Source organism: Candidatus Pantoea formicae, from assembly GCF_011752625.1.
Lineage (GTDB): Bacteria > Pseudomonadota > Gammaproteobacteria > Enterobacterales > Enterobacteriaceae > Pantoea > Pantoea formicae.
In genome coordinates, this window is sequence record NZ_VWXD01000003.1 from 601,379 (window position 1) to 615,963 (window position 14,585).

The window sequence follows — 14,585 nt, forward strand, 5'->3', positions numbered from 1 at the left end:
CCAGACAACATCAGGCCGCGTAACCTTCTGAGATGCTGTCGCAAAAAAGGCGGCTATTATAATGGAAAAACCCAGGCAGGATAAGTAGAGCCAGATCAAAGCGACGAAATGATCGGCGTTTATCGCCACTGTTTTTCCTGCCAACGTGGAAACAGGGTACATTACGCCACACTTTCCCGCCCGCAAAGGATTCAGGAGCTCGCGTTTGACACTTCGTATTGGGTTACCGCAATGGCATCACACACGCTGGAAAATGTTCGGTCTGGAAACACTGGCCGACTACGCACAACTGTTTGACTGTGTCGAAGGCAATACCACCTTGTATGCGTTGCCTTCACCAGAGGTGGTGATGCGCTGGCGTGACATGACGCACGATGACTTTCGCTTCTGCTTCAAGTTTCCTAACAGCATCAGCCATAAAGCCGCCCTGCGAAACTGCGATGAACTGCTCAATGAATTTTTCCGTTTACTCGATCCGCTGAGCCAGCGCATCGGGCAATATTGGCTGCAACTCCCTGCCGCCTTTACGCCGCGCCAACTCACGGATTTGTGGCGGTTCCTCGATAGCCTGCCACGCGGTTTCAGCTATGGCGTGGAAGTGCGTCACGATCAGTTTTTCGCCAAAGGCGAGGCTGAACGCGCGCTCAATCGCGGCCTGCTGGAGCGTGGTGTCAATCGCGTGATCCTCGATAGCCGCCCGGTACACGCCTCCACTTCACAAACCGCCGCAGCCATTGATGCGCGCGAAAAAAAGCCCCGTGTACCACCGCACGCGGTGCGCAGCGGTTCACAGCCGATGGTGCGTTTTATCGGTAGCGACAGCGTAGAAGAGAGCGTGCCCTTGTTTACCCCTTGGCAAAAAAAGCTGGCGGAGTGGCAGAACGAGAGCGATCCGATGCTGTTTATCCATACGCCGGATATGGGCGAAGTGTTCCCGCTGTTGCAAGCGCTCTGGCCACAGCTACAGCAGCTCGAGCCGACGCTGCGCAATCTGCCCGACTGGCCGCAACAATCCAGCTTGTTCTAAACTCAAAGCGGGTGCAGCCTGCAGCAGTTTCTGCCAGAATAGCGCCCTTTCCGTTTTCTCTCCGGACCTTCGATTATGTCTGACCGCGATACGCTATTTTCCGCGCCCATCGATAAACTGGGTGACTGGACCTTTGACGAGCGCGTGGCTGAAGTCTTTCCCGATATGATTCAGCGCTCGGTGCCGGGTTATTCCAACATCATTTCGATGATTGGCATGCTGGCAGAACGCTTTGTGAAGCCTGATAGCCAGGTTTACGATCTCGGCTGCTCGCTGGGTGCCGCTACGCTCTCTGTGCGCCGCAACATTCATGTGCCCGGCTGCCAAATTATTGCCGTGGACAACTCTCCGGCGATGGTTGAACGCTGCCGCCGCCACATTGATGCCTTCCGTGCCGATACGCCGGTGCAGGTCATCGAGGCGGATATTCAGGACATTCACATTGAGAACGCTTCAATGGTGGTGCTGAACTTTACCCTGCAATTTCTTGAACCGCCTGCGCGTCTGGCGTTGTTGAAAAAAATCGCTAAAGGCCTGAATTCAGGTGGCGCGTTAGTGCTGTCAGAGAAATTCAGCTTTGAAGACGCTGAAGTCGGTGAACTGCTGTTTAACATGCATCACGACTTTAAACGTGCCAACGGCTATAGCGAGCTGGAGATCAGCCAGAAACGCAGCATGTTGGAAAATGTCATGTTGACCGACAGTGTAGAAGCACACAAAGCGCGCCTGAAAACCGCCGGTTTTGCCCACGCTGAGTTGTGGTTCCAGTGCTTTAATTTTGGATCTTTGGTAGCGTTGAAATGATTGATTTTGGCCGTTTTTATCAGCAAATCGCCACTGGCCCGCTCGCCAGCTGGCTCGAAGTTTTGCCTGCGCAAGTCGCTGAGTGGCAGCGCGAGAACTTACACGGCAAGTTCCGCGATTGGGAAAAGTCGGTAGACTATTTACCGCTGCTGACACCGCAGAAGCTCGACCTCTTAGAGAGCGTCAGGGCCGAAGCGGACAACCTCACCGAGCGTCAGCGTCTTGGCATTGAGAATCTGCTGCGCAACTTGATGCCGTGGCGCAAGGGGCCCTATTCGCTGTACGGCACGCATATCGATACCGAATGGCGCTCCGACTGGAAGTGGGATCGCGTATTGCCGCACATTTCCCCACTAACGCATCGCACCGTGTTAGATGTTGGCTGCGGTAGCGGCTATCACATGTGGCGCATGATTGGCGCAGGTGCCAAATTGGTCGTTGGCATCGACCCGATGCAATTGTTCCTGTGCCAGTTCGAAGCGGTGCGTAAGCTGTTGGGTGACGATCGCCGCGCGCATCTGTTACCACTTGGTATTGAACAACTGCCTGCACTGCAAGCATTTGACACTGTGTTTTCAATGGGGGTGCTGTATCACCGCCGTTCCCCGCTTGATCATCTGCTGCAACTAAAAAACCAGCTGGTGAGCGACGGAGAATTAGTGCTGGAAACGTTGGTGGTGGAAGGCGATGAGAACACCGTGCTGGTGCCGGGTGAACGTTATGCGCAGATGCGCAACGTCTATTTCATCCCCTCTGCTGCGGCATTGAAGAGCTGGCTGGAGAAGTGTGGATTTGTCGATGTGCGCATCGCAGATTACGCGGTGACCTCGGTGGAAGAACAGCGCCGTACCGGTTGGATGACCAGCGAGTCGCTGGCCGAGTTCCTGGATCCTAACGACAGCACGAAAACCATTGAAGGTTATCCCGGACCGCTGCGTGCCGTGCTGGTGGCACGCAAGCCTTAGTGATTAACGCCGCGACAGCGCCAGCTTCGCGGCGAAACCGATAAAGACACACCCCGTCAGACGATCCATCACTTTCAATACCGCTGGACGACGCAAATGCGCAGCAAAATACTGGCTGCCACCAATCAGCACGGCATTCCATACCAGGCCAATGGCCATGTGGGTTAACGCCATCAGCGTACACCACAGCGGCACCGAAGCACCCGCCGGAATAAATTGCGGCAGGAAAGTGACATAAAAGACACCCACTTTAGGGTTCAGCAGATTGCCAAACAACCCGCGCGAGAAACAGGCAAAATAGCTCTGCTCTTTGCTTTGTGCACTGTGCCCCTCTTCCGCTTGAGTGCGGGGATTCAGCAGCAGCTTCACACCGAGATAGAGTAAATAAGCCGCACCAATCCACTTCAGTAGGTTATAGGCCATTTCTGACGCCAACAGCAGCGCACCCAAGCCTAAGCCCACCGCGACACCCCAGACCAAACAGCCCAGCGTCACGCCAAAAGCGGTGGCGGAAGCCCGTTTCCAGCCTTGGGCCGCCGCGGAACGCAGCACTAACGCGGTATCAAAACCGGGTGTGAGCGTTAGAATGGTAATGGCAAAAAGAAAAGAAAATATCAGTGTCATAGCCTGCTCCCTGTGAATTCGCGCTTATCTTAACCTTGTCGCAACATGATGACGATAATTACCTTCCGTCAGTAATTGATAATAATTCTCAACTTGCCAGCAATGGTTAAATCTCCGTCATGGTTCTATGCCACTTTAGCTGCAACCGCTTTTATCACATCAAGGAGTTGTCGCTATGAGTAAGTTCATTTTTTCTTCTCCGCGTAAATATGTGCAAGGTGCAGGTGTGTTAGATGAACTGGGAACCTACATTGCCGAACTGGGGCAACATGCGTTTCTGGTGGCAGATGACATTGTCTGGCAGTTGGTCGGCGAGCGTACGCAGAAAACCTTACAAGCCGCCGGAGTGGAGTTTATTCGGCAGCCGTTTAAGGGCGAAGCCTCCAGTAATGAGATCAATCGCTTGACGCAACTGGCTAAATCTCAAGGTAGCAACGTGGTGGTCGGTCTCGGCGGTGGAAAAACACTGGATACCGTAAAAGCCGTGGCCGATGAGCTTAAACAGCCCGTGGCAATTGTACCCACCGTCGCGTCAACGGATGCCCCCTGCAGCGCATTGTCAGTGATTTACTCCGACAGCGGTGTGTTTGAAAGCTATCGTTTCTACAGTAAAAACCCCGATCTGGTGCTAGTGGATACCGCCGTCTGTGCCAGTGCACCGGCCCGCCTGTTTGCATCCGGCATCGCTGATGGCCTGGCAACTTGGGTCGAAGCCCAAGCAGTGCTTCGTTCTCATGCCAAATCCATGGTCAATGGCGATCCAACTATTGCCGGTACCGCGATTGCACGTGCCTGTGAAGAGACGCTGTTGACCTGGGGATTCAGTGCCTATACCGCCGTGAGTGAAAAACGCGTGACGCCTGCGGTGGAAGCAGTGGTAGAAGCCAATACCCTGCTCTCCGGGCTGGGCTTTGAGAATGCCGGTCTGGCGGGTGCGCATGCGATTCATAACGGTTTTACCGCCATTGATGGTGATATCCATCACCTGACGCACGGTGAAAAAGTGGCATACGGTACGTTAACGCAAATGGTGCTGGAACAGCGCCCAGATGAGGAAATTGCGCGCTACATTCGCTTCTATCGCTCAATCAATATGCCTACCACGTTGAAAGAGCTGCACCTGGAGAATGAAACCTGGGAAAATCTGGTACGCGTAGGGGCTTTAGCGAATAGCGAGGGCGATACCCTGAAAAATCTCAACCCAAACCTGTCGCCGGAAGATATTGCCAATGCGATAGTGGCTGTCGATGCATTCAGCAAAACCGTGAAATGATCATGTAATTCAGGGGCGTGCCTTGGCACGCCCAAACCGATCACGGCATATTCAGTCGCCATCCTCTGCTGTTGCTGGCGCGTGATCCCAATACTGGTATTTGTAAGCCGAACTCAGATGACGTTCGATAGTGCCCTTAGCAAACACCTCGGTTTCATGCAGATAACTCAGCGTACAGTTACCCACCTCATCCCAGAGCTGACACTCATCGACGGAGTGTAAGGTACTCACCGGCGTGCTCGATAAACCGTCGAGTCGCATCTCACGCCACTGTTTATCGTAACTGTAACTATCTTTACCGCGCGAACTGGACGACGAAGTCACCAGACCTTGCGGGTTCCAGCGCCAGGTATTTTCACCGTTGCTGGCATTGTCACTGCCGCGAGCCACACTTTTTTCCAGACGAAAATGTTTGTCATAACGGTAAGTGGTATCGGTGAAACCGTCTTTACCCATGCTGGTAAATTTATCTGAGGCGCTAACAATGTTGCCATGCTGCCCCGCTTGCCAACTGATGGTGCCCTGACGATTATCCACCACCTGCTCCTTGCCCTCTTTAACCACTTTCACCAGATAGGCGTATTCTGCCACCCAGCCATGCTGCACACGAGCAATGTGCTGTTCCATGGTGAGCAGCACGTTGCCTTCGTTTTTGTCATAAGTGATATCAGCCACCATCAGGTCGCCACAGGGGTCAAACTGGCCCAGGACACGCTTTTGTGAATCGACATCCTTACCGAACTCCCCAGCCACCACCTGGCGCACCGCGCCTTTGGCATCGCCGCCCAGCATGATCCAGTTATTACTGCTGGTGATATTTTTACTCAGCGGCGGACACGTCGTACTCACCGCTAGCGCACTACCCGATAAAGGCAACAGCAGTACCAAAACAGCACAAGAGAAGGATTTCATGAGGATTTATCCGTAGCAGCGATAAACTAATCAAAGCATCTTTTTGCCTAACGCGCTATCAACGGCTGAACGACAGATAAAAAGAACCCCAGTAAGAATCACTGGGGTTTGGTACTTGCAAACATCACGTCCTGGGTATGGCGTGCTGCGCGGCAAAACGGGTGCGAACTCAGGCGACGCGTACTGCGGTCATTTCCATCATACTTTTCATGGCTTCAACCACATCGCCATCAACACAAGTTCGACTGAATTCATCAGTTTCCGCTTCGGAGCACATTGATACACCGGCTTTGCGGTAGCGCATCGGCGAAGCGACTAAACGGCTGGCGGAGCTGTGCACTTCCTGCAGACCACTATCAATAAACTTCTGCAAATTGCTTAAGCGGACGCCCGCACCGGCCATAATGATTGGACCCGTGCTCAGTTCATTTAGTTCCCGCAATAATGCAATTCCTGCTTCGGCGCTTTGCTGCTGCCCGGAAGTTAGGATGCGCGCGATACCTAAATCAGCCAGCACCTCCAGCGATTTTTTCGGGCTATGGCACAAATCAAAAGCACGGTGGAAGGTGACCGCCATACCATCACATAACGCCATAATCTGCCGCATACGTGCGATATCAACGTGGGCATCTTCATCAAGCATACCGATGACGACACCGGGAAAACCCAACTCACGCATCAGCGCAACGTCGGATTTCATCACCTCAAATTCCTGAGCGGTATAACAAAAATCGCCGCCACGCGGACGAACAATGGGGTGAACGGGGATCGACAGTTCACGTTGTGCGGCTTCCAGCACGCCAGCCGATGGCGTCAACCCGCCTTCGCGTGGTGCACTGCATAGCTCCACGCGATCGGCACCGGACTGCTGTGCAGTCATTGCACAGTCGATGCCGTAGCAACAAATTTCCAGTTTCGTCATACGTTACTCCTTTTCATGACTTCTGGCTCGGGAGGATGGCTTCAGTTAGTCTGCTTAAGTGGACAGTTTACGTGGAAACCTCACTATGGCATTCGATTTTGATCAATGGATAGACCGTCGTCACAGCGATAGTTTGAAATGGCACAAATATGGTGATCGCGATGTGTTGCCGTTATGGGTTGCCGACACCGATTTTCGCTCCCCACCGTGCATTATTGAGGCCATTAAAAAACGCACCGACCACGGTGTTTTGGGCTATGGCGCCACACCAAGTGGATTGATTGATATCACGGTTTCGCGTTTAGCGCAGCGCTATAACTGGCATATTCAACCGGAATGGATCGTTATGCTGCCTGGCGTGGTCTGCGGCCTGAATCTTTCGGTCCGCGCATTTACGGAAACCGGCCAGCGTACCGTCGCCCCGACGCCGATTTATCCCCCTTTTCGGGCGGCATCCAAGCTGGCAGACCGCGAGCAGGTTAATCTGCCACTGCAGTTGCACAACGATCGCTGGGTGATGGAACTTAAGACTGAAGCCATGCAAGGCAACGAAAAGCTCCTGATGTTATGCAACCCGCAAAATCCCGGCGGCACGGTCTACCGTCGTCACGAGCTGGAAGCGCAGTTAGCCTTCGCACAGCAGCATGATCTCATCGTCTGCTCAGACGAAATACACTGTGATTTGGTGCTTTCCCGCGACGCGCACCATATTCCGTTCGCCGCGCTCAGTGAGGATGCCGCTCAACGCAGCATTACTCTCATTTCCCCGTCAAAAACCTTCAACATTGCCGGGTTGGGGGCATCCATGGCGATCATTCCCAATGCAGAATTGCGCAAACGCTTCAAGCAAGTGCGTGAAGGCATTGTTCCGGGGGTTGATATTCTGGCATTAGTCGCGGCTGAGGCCGCATGGCGGGACGGGGACGAATGGCTGACTGAGCAAATCAGCTACCTGCGCGCCAATCGTGACTGGCTGGTGGCGCAGGTTAATGCTCTCCCCGAACTGCGTATGAACGCACCAGAAGCGACCTATCTCGGCTGGATTGATGCGAGCCGGCTGGATGTAGCCAGCCCCGCACTTTATTTCGAGAAACACGGCCTCGGCTTTTCACCTGGCCGCGATTTTGGCGATGACCACTTTGTACGCTTTAACTTTGGCTGCACGCGCGCCCTATTAGAGCAGGCGGTTGACCGGTTACAAAACGCGGTCAAGGCACGGCGTTAACCTTGCTCGCTGGCGACAATCTCTTCCAGTCGCCATGGATGAAACTTTATCGTGGTTTGCCCATCCGTCACCGCCAGCGTGGGGTTGGGCAAACGCTCATTCTCCCCTTTTGGCGCGCTGGTTTTAAATGAGATGCCAGGCTGGCTCAGCGCGTGGTCCGATAACAACGTCATCGCACGCATTCCCAGGGTTTCTGGCTCACCGCGCAGTACTATTTCAACGTGTTCCCATCCTTCATGACGATACAGTTTCTCACCTGGCCAAGGTAACTCAATCACATCCACCTGCCAGCCCGCCAGCCGCAGCGGTTGATGCAGTTTGAACAAACAAATAGGGCGACCATTAATGATCGCTTCCGAAAACTGGTTGCCCATTTGTAGCAAACCCGCCTTCCACCGCTCTGCTGTGGCAAACTGATGACAACGTACGGCAAGATGATCGGCTTCATGTTCAGGTAAATCCAACCCCAACCGTGCAGCAAATTGCTGTAAATCCTGCTCAAATCGAGCCAAGTCTTGTTCTAAATCACTCAGTTCCGAAGGAAAATTCATCTTAAAGCTCCCAAAACGCCCATCTCAGTTCAGTTATTTTAATCAATCAAAACCTGGAGTTGTCGCAAAATGCGCTTGACAATATTGCCGGATTCCTCCGATTAAGCATCAGAAAGCGCCTAAAACCGTTCAAACAGCCCATCTAATTAGGATTATTCCCCCGATCAGGTCCATAAGTTACTTTATAAAAGTGGGTTAAAGCGCTGTTAATATTAAAGATAATTAATACAATGAGATAACTCTTATTTCAGTTGCAAACAATTGCAGCTTGATACCCTTTCTTATAAATTTGTGTTTCACAACTACAAGGAATGGCTCTATGTCTATGCTCATTGTTGTCGCGGTCCTGATTGCATTGATGGGATTTGCAATTTCCCGCCACTGGAAGGTGCGTGAAGACAAAAGCGTTAAAAATCCTCGTCGCCACCCGCGTCGCCGTTAATCGGCGCGCGGGCTGTTGTTCGCCCCTATTGCGCATGCGAAAAGCTGACGCACCTTAACATTTCACGTATACTTCCCCTCTTATTTTTCCGTCCCGCCGCGTAGTTGCGGGATGACGACATCGGCTCACCGCCAGTGGTGGGCCTTTTCAGCATATGAAGGTAACGCGGTGAATATTCAGGCTCTTCTATCCGATAAAGTCGGTCAGGCAATGGTCGCAGCGGGCGCGCCAGCAGATTGCGAACCTCAGGTTCGTCAGTCAGCTAAAGTGCAGTTCGGTGATTACCAGGCGAACGGTATCATGGCTGTGGCGAAAAAGCTTGGTCAGGCACCTCGTCAGTTGGCTGAACAGGTGATTCAGCATCTGGATCTCGACGGCATCGCCAGCAAAGTAGAAATCGCCGGTCCCGGCTTCATCAATATTTTCCTCGATCGCAACTGGCTCGCCACTCAGGCCTCGCAGGCTCTGCAGTTGCCACGTCTCGGCGTGAGCAACCTCGAACCGCAAACCATTGTGATTGATTACTCCGCGCCAAACGTGGCGAAACAGATGCATGTGGGTCACGTTCGTTCCACCATCATTGGTGACGCTGCCGTGCGTACTCTGGAGTTTCTCGGTCACAACGTGATCCGCGCCAACCACGTCGGCGACTGGGGCACGCAGTTCGGTATGTTGATCGCTTATCTGGAAAAGCAGCAGAACGAGCATCATGAAGATATCGCGCTGGCGGATCTGGAAGAGTTCTATCGTGAAGCAAAAGTCACTTATGACGCAGACGAAGCCTTTGCGGAACGCGCACGCGGTTACGTGGTGAAGCTGCAAGGCGGTGACGAATATTGCCGCAGCATGTGGAAGAAGCTGGTCGATATCACCATGAGTCAGAACCAGGAGGTCTACGATCGCCTGAATGTGACGCTGACCCGTAAAGATGTAATGGGCGAGAGCCTTTACAACGACATGCTGCCTGGCATTGTGGCCGATCTGCGTGAGAAAGGCCTGGCTGTGACCAGTGAAGGCGCCACCGTGGTATTCCTTGATGAGTTCAAAAACAAGGAAGGTGAAGCGATGGGCGTGATCATCCAGAAGAAGGATGGCGGCTATCTTTACACCACTACCGATATCGCCTGTGCGAAATACCGTTATGAAACCCTGCATGCTGACCGCGTGCTGTACTACATCGACTCACGTCAGCATCAGCATCTGCAACAAGCGTGGACCATCGTGCGCAAAGCGGGTTATGTTCCGGAATCTGTTCCATTAGAACACCACGCCTTTGGCATGATGTTGGGTAAAGACGGCCGTCCGTTCAAAACCCGCAGCGGCGGCACCATCAAGCTGGCCGATCTGCTGGATGAAGCCGTTGAACGTGCACATGCGTTGGTCAGCGAGAAAAACCCGGAAATGTCCCCGCAAGAGCTGAAAGATCTGGCTGAAGTGGTCGGCATTGGGGCAGTGAAATACGCAGACCTGTCAAAAAGCCGTACCACCGATTACATCTTTGACTGGGACAACATGCTGGCGTTCGAAGGCAACACCGCGCCTTATATGCAGTATGCCTACACCCGTGTGCTTTCCGTGTTCCGTAAAGCCGGTCTTGATGACGATAGCCTGAAGGGTGACATCGTGCTGACTGAAGAGCGTGAGGCGCAGTTGGCCACCCGCTTATTGCAGTTTGAAGAAGTGATCACTCAGGTAGCTCGCGATGGTACGCCGCACGTGATGTGCGCTTACCTGTACGATCTGGCGGGCCAGTTCTCTGGCTTCTATGAACACTGCCCTATCCTCTCCGCTGAGGATGAGCAAGTGCGCAATAGCCGACTGCAACTGGCCGCGCTGACAGCTAAAACGCTGAAGCAAGGGCTGGATACGCTGGGTATTAAAACCGTCGAGCGTATGTAAAACATAAAACCCGCCTCGGCGGGTTTTTTTATGCATTACTGATAGTTGACCGTCACACTACTGCTCACCACCCGCAAACCCGGTGGCAATGCGCCTCTGCCCTGAAAACCAAATGCCAGATGCAGCGTCTCTTCAGCAGAGATATTGGCGAGTCCGCGCGTCGAACCGTTACCACCCTCGATCTCGACACAGCGCTGTGGCGCACATAAGCGCACGACTAAGCCTGACGGGGCCGGAGCGCTGAGCTGATAGCGCCAGTTCACCACCTTAATGGTACCCGGCGCAGCTGACCGCGCCTTCATCGCCGGTGTCATCAGCCAGTTACCACGTGCGCCCAGGCTCGGCCCGCTGGCGCTGTCGCTCCATGCACCGGTTGCGGCATCGATATTCAAAGGAAGCGCCATCACAGGCAGCAGCATCAATGCCCAACACCAACGACGCATAACTTACTTACCTCCAATGGTGGCGGTCATGCGGATTTGACGGTTATCGGTCAACTCCATGTTTGATAAGACCACCAGCTGCGGCAGATTACGGCGCAGGAAGCGAGCCAGCAGTGCACGCAGCGGATGATTCACCAGCAGCACTGGCGGCGCCCCCGTCATCTCTTGCTGTTGCAGTGCACCCTGTGCCTGAACCAGCAGGCGGTCAGCCAGACCAGGCTCCAGACCGCCACCGCCCTGCAATGCCTGAAGCAGCAGACGCTCTAAGGTGGCATCAAGACCTATGACCTGCACTTCGCCATTGCCTGGGAACCACTGCTGCGTAATGGCACGGCCCAGCGCCACACGGACGACGCTGGTGAGTTCCTGCGGATCAGTTTGCACTGGCGCATGCTCTGCCAGCGTTTCAATAATGGTGCGCATATCGCGGATCGAAACACGCTCGATCAACAGATTCTGCAACACTTTGTGCAGCGTGGTCAGGGTAATCACACCCGGCACTAGGTCTTCGGTCAGTTTCGGCATTTCTTGAGTGACGCGATCCAGTAGCTGTTGTGCTTCCTGGCGACCAAAGAGCTCGCTGGCGTACTGCCCAATGAGATGATTTAAATGCGTGGCGACAACGGTACTGGCTTCCACTACAGTAAAGCCCTGAATTTGAGCCTGCTCTTTGAGTGCACTGTCAATCCAGATGGCTGCCAGACCAAAGGCAGGATCGACGGTAGGCTCACCCGGCAGCGATCCCGCTGCTGTACCAGGGTTGATCGCCATCCAGCGGCCTGGGTAGGCATCGCCACTGCCGATCTCGACCCCCTTCATCAGGATACGGTAACGCGCAGGCGGCAACTCCATGTTGTCGCGGATATGGACCACCGGCGGCAGGAAACCGACTTCTTGCGCCACTTTCTTACGAATACTGCGGATACGACCCAGCAGTTCGCCATTTTGGAGGTGATCGACCATCGGAATCAGGCGATACCCCACTTCCAGACCCAGTGAATCTTCCAGTTGAACATCGGTCCATGAGGCTTCGACGGTAGCCGGCGTTTCCTGGGTTTTTACCAGGCTTGCTGATTCCGTTGCTTTCTTAGGCTTTATCTCACGGCCACGCAGCCACCAAGCTAAGCCGAGCAGTGCTGCCGTAAACAGCAGGAACACAAAGTTCGGCATGCCCGGTACCAAACCCAGCAGACCGATGACTCCGCCACTCAGCATCAACACCCGAGGATTGCTGAACAGCTGGCTGACCATCTGATCGCCGACATCCTGGTCGGTGCTGACGCGCGTGACGATGACACCCGCAGCGGTAGAGATCACCAGCGCAGGAATCTGTGCCACCAAGCCGTCACCGATGGTCAGCAGCGTATAGGTCTCACCGGCATGGCCGAGATCCATGCCGTGCTGCACCACACCTACCAGCAGGCCGCCAATGACGTTAATCACCATGATCAAGATACCGGCGATGGCATCACCACGAACAAACTTACTCGCACCGTCCATCGAACCATAAAAGTCCGCTTCTTGCGTCACTTCCTGACGGCGGCGTTTGGCTTCCTCTTCACCAATCAAACCGGCGTTAAGGTCGGCATCGATCGCCATCTGCTTACCTGGCATCCCATCAAGGACAAAACGCGCGCCGACTTCGGCGATACGTCCAGCACCTTTGGTAATAACCATGAAGTTGATGATGACGAGGATAATGAACACCACGATACCGATGGCAAAGTTACCCCCCACCAGGAAGTGACCAAAGGCCTCAACCACCCGACCTGCGGCATCTGCGCCCGTATGACCTTCCAGCAGGATGATACGCGTTGAAGCAACGTTAAGCGCCAGACGCAGTAAGGTGGAGAACAGCAAAATAGTCGGGAAGGCAGCGAATTCCAGCGTGCGCTGGGTAAACATCGCCACCAGTAGCACCATTATCGACAGTGCAATGTTAAAGGTGAACAGGAGATCGAGGATGAACGCTGGCAACGGCAGCACCATCATCGACAGGATCAACATGATCAGTATCGGCCCGGCCAGCACCTTCCACTGCGTGTCTTTGAAGTTGCCCGGTAAACGCAGCTTTTCGGCCATATTAGCCATCGTTTCTGTTCTCTCCTGCAAAGTCCATGTCTGCCGGCACCGGCAGGTGTTTTGGTTTGGTTGGGATCAGGCCACCTTCACGTTTCCAGCGACGGACCTGCCATACCCATGCCAGCACTTCCGCCACCGCGCCATACAGTGCGCCAGGGATGAACTGACCAATTTCCGTGTGTCGATAGAGCGCACGCGCCAGAGGGGGCGCCTCCAGCACAGGGACGCGATGTTCTTTCGCTAACTCACGAATTTTCAAAGCGATATCACCTGCACCTTTCGCGATCACCTTAGGTGCGCTCATCTTGCCTTCCTGATACTGCAATGCCACCGAGTAGTGCGTGGGGTTGGTGACGATCACATCCGCCTTCGGTACATCAGCCATCATGCGTCGGCGAGCCGCCGCACGCATTGCCTGACGAATGCGCCCTTTAACATGCGGGTCGCCTTCGTTTTGTTTATGTTCGTCGCGGATTTCCTGACGAGACATTTTCAGTTTTTTGAAGTGGCTATAGAGCTGCCAGAACACGTCAAAACCGACCATCGGAATAAGACCGAGCATGATCAACGCACAGCTCACCGCTATCATTGACAGGCCATGGTGCAGCGCATTCGCCGGTGACTCGCTCATCAAACGCAGCATCTCTTGCCAGTGCGACCAGATGTACCAGCCTGCCACCAGTCCAACTAAAGTGGCTTTGAGTATGGCCTTGAGTAACTCCGCCCAGGTTTGCCCGGAGACCATGCGCTTCAATCCGCTCAATGGGTTGAGCTTCATGATGTCAACTTTGAGGGATTTAGTGCTGAAGTTGATGCCGCCCAGCATCATGGGTGCCGCAAGCGCCACGATCACCAATCCCCCCATCAGCGGCAGCAGCGCCAACACTGCTTGTCCTATCATGTTGCTGATATGGGCAATGACCATTTTGTCATCCGTCGCCATGGTGTGGTCAAAGCGGAACCCCGAGGCCAGCATGCTGGCAAGTTGTTCTGCCATGAGGGTGCCGCCCAACCACAGGATCAGCAAACCCGCCAGCAACATCAACACGGATGTCAGCTCACGCGATCGCGGAATCTGCCCCTCTTCTCGCGCCTTCTCTAGTCGGTGCGCCGTGGGCGATTCTGTTTTGTCCTCGTCGCTCTCTTCAGCCACGACATACCTCAGCTGGCAGGAATTCTGAGCATAGGATGCCAAAACCCGCCGAGGCTAAAGCGTGGATTAAGGGGGAAAAATGCGAGTTTATTTAGCCATAAGTGAAATTGCGGCGCTGTGCGGTGGGGATCGTGGTGCGCATATGGTTTTTTGCGATGGGGCGATAACGCAGTCTGGCGCTGCTCAGTGGCTGATGTTCAGGTGATAACGCAGTCTGGCGCTGCTCAGTGGCTGGTGTTCAGGTGATAACGCAGTCTGGTGCC

14 protein-coding genes are annotated in these 14,585 nt (G+C 54.0%); 7 read left to right on the top strand and 7 right to left on the bottom strand.

The window, feature by feature from the left end; all coding sequences use genetic code 11:
• Positions 1–205 precede the first annotated feature (205 nt).
• From F3J38_RS11545 to cmoB, 3 genes are all read left to right on the top strand, one after another.
• A complete protein-coding gene (locus F3J38_RS11545) occupies positions 206–1,027 on the top strand; it encodes a DUF72 domain-containing protein (protein ID WP_167138467.1) in 822 nt (273 codons plus the stop codon).
• Between the two features lie 75 nt (positions 1,028–1,102).
• A complete protein-coding gene (gene cmoA, locus F3J38_RS11550; RefSeq protein WP_167138469.1) occupies positions 1,103–1,831 on the top strand; it encodes a carboxy-S-adenosyl-L-methionine synthase CmoA in 729 nt (242 codons plus the stop codon).
• Entirely contained in the window at positions 1,828–2,796 is a 969-nt protein-coding gene (gene cmoB, locus F3J38_RS11555; protein ID WP_167138471.1) for a tRNA 5-methoxyuridine(34)/uridine 5-oxyacetic acid(34) synthase CmoB, read from the top strand. The genes cmoA and cmoB overlap by 4 nt, the downstream gene beginning before the upstream one ends.
• A gap of 3 nt (positions 2,797–2,799) precedes the next feature.
• On the opposite strand, the gene F3J38_RS11560 is transcribed toward cmoB, so the two are convergent.
• Entirely contained in the window at positions 2,800–3,420 is a 621-nt protein-coding gene (locus F3J38_RS11560; protein WP_167138473.1) for a LysE family translocator, read from the bottom strand.
• Positions 3,421–3,595: 175 nt separating this feature from the next.
• Between F3J38_RS11560 and F3J38_RS11565 the strand changes: the two genes are divergently transcribed.
• A complete protein-coding gene (locus F3J38_RS11565) occupies positions 3,596–4,693 on the top strand; it encodes a glycerol dehydrogenase (protein WP_167138474.1) in 1,098 nt (365 codons plus the stop codon).
• A gap of 51 nt (positions 4,694–4,744) precedes the next feature.
• Here the strand turns inward: F3J38_RS11565 and F3J38_RS11570 are convergent, their stop codons facing one another.
• Positions 4,745–5,605, bottom strand: coding sequence for a hypothetical protein (locus F3J38_RS11570; RefSeq protein WP_167138476.1), 861 nt, complete (start codon positions 5,603–5,605; stop codon positions 4,745–4,747).
• Positions 5,606–5,774: 169 nt separating this feature from the next.
• Complete coding sequence (cutC, locus tag F3J38_RS11575) at positions 5,775–6,527, bottom strand: copper homeostasis protein CutC (RefSeq protein ID WP_167138478.1); 753 nt, start codon at positions 6,525–6,527, stop codon at positions 5,775–5,777.
• An 85-nt stretch (positions 6,528–6,612) separates the two neighbouring features.
• Here cutC and F3J38_RS11580 point away from each other — a divergent pair, with 85 nt between their 5' ends.
• Positions 6,613–7,752: a MalY/PatB family protein gene (locus F3J38_RS11580; RefSeq protein ID WP_167138480.1), complete on the top strand. Its 1,140-nt coding sequence runs from the start codon at positions 6,613–6,615 to the stop codon at positions 7,750–7,752.
• Here F3J38_RS11580 and F3J38_RS11585 read toward each other — a convergent pair.
• Entirely contained in the window at positions 7,749–8,303 is a 555-nt protein-coding gene (locus tag F3J38_RS11585; protein WP_167138482.1) for a VOC family protein, read from the bottom strand. The two genes, F3J38_RS11580 and F3J38_RS11585, sit on opposite strands and share 4 nt — an antisense overlap.
• Positions 8,304–8,622: 319 nt before the next feature.
• On the opposite strand from F3J38_RS11585, the gene F3J38_RS28270 reads away from it, so the two are divergent.
• Both F3J38_RS28270 and argS read left to right on the top strand, forming a co-directional pair.
• Positions 8,623–8,745, top strand: a complete 123-nt coding sequence (locus F3J38_RS28270; RefSeq protein ID WP_007889544.1) for a hypothetical protein — start codon at positions 8,623–8,625, stop codon at positions 8,743–8,745.
• A gap of 168 nt (positions 8,746–8,913) precedes the next feature.
• Positions 8,914–10,644 (top strand): arginine--tRNA ligase, encoded by a 1,731-nt coding sequence (gene argS / locus F3J38_RS11590; RefSeq protein WP_167138484.1) that lies wholly within the window; start codon positions 8,914–8,916, stop codon positions 10,642–10,644.
• 35 nt (positions 10,645–10,679) lie between these two features.
• Here argS and flhE read toward each other — a convergent pair whose 3' ends face one another.
• Genes flhE through flhB form a run of 3 tightly spaced genes read right to left on the bottom strand, consistent with a single transcriptional unit; the run spans position 10,680 to position 14,322 of the window.
• On the bottom strand, positions 10,680–11,087 hold the full coding sequence (gene flhE / locus F3J38_RS11595; RefSeq protein WP_167138486.1) for a flagellar protein FlhE: 408 nt from the start codon (positions 11,085–11,087) through the stop codon (positions 10,680–10,682).
• 3 nt (positions 11,088–11,090) lie between these two features.
• Positions 11,091–13,178, bottom strand: a complete 2,088-nt coding sequence (gene flhA, locus F3J38_RS11600; protein WP_167138488.1) for a flagellar biosynthesis protein FlhA — start codon at positions 13,176–13,178, stop codon at positions 11,091–11,093.
• Positions 13,171–14,322, bottom strand: a complete 1,152-nt coding sequence (gene flhB, locus F3J38_RS11605) for a flagellar biosynthesis protein FlhB (RefSeq protein ID WP_167138490.1) — start codon at positions 14,320–14,322, stop codon at positions 13,171–13,173. Before flhB ends, flhA begins: the two co-directional genes overlap by 8 nt.
• Between the last annotated feature and the right edge of the window lie 263 nt (positions 14,323–14,585).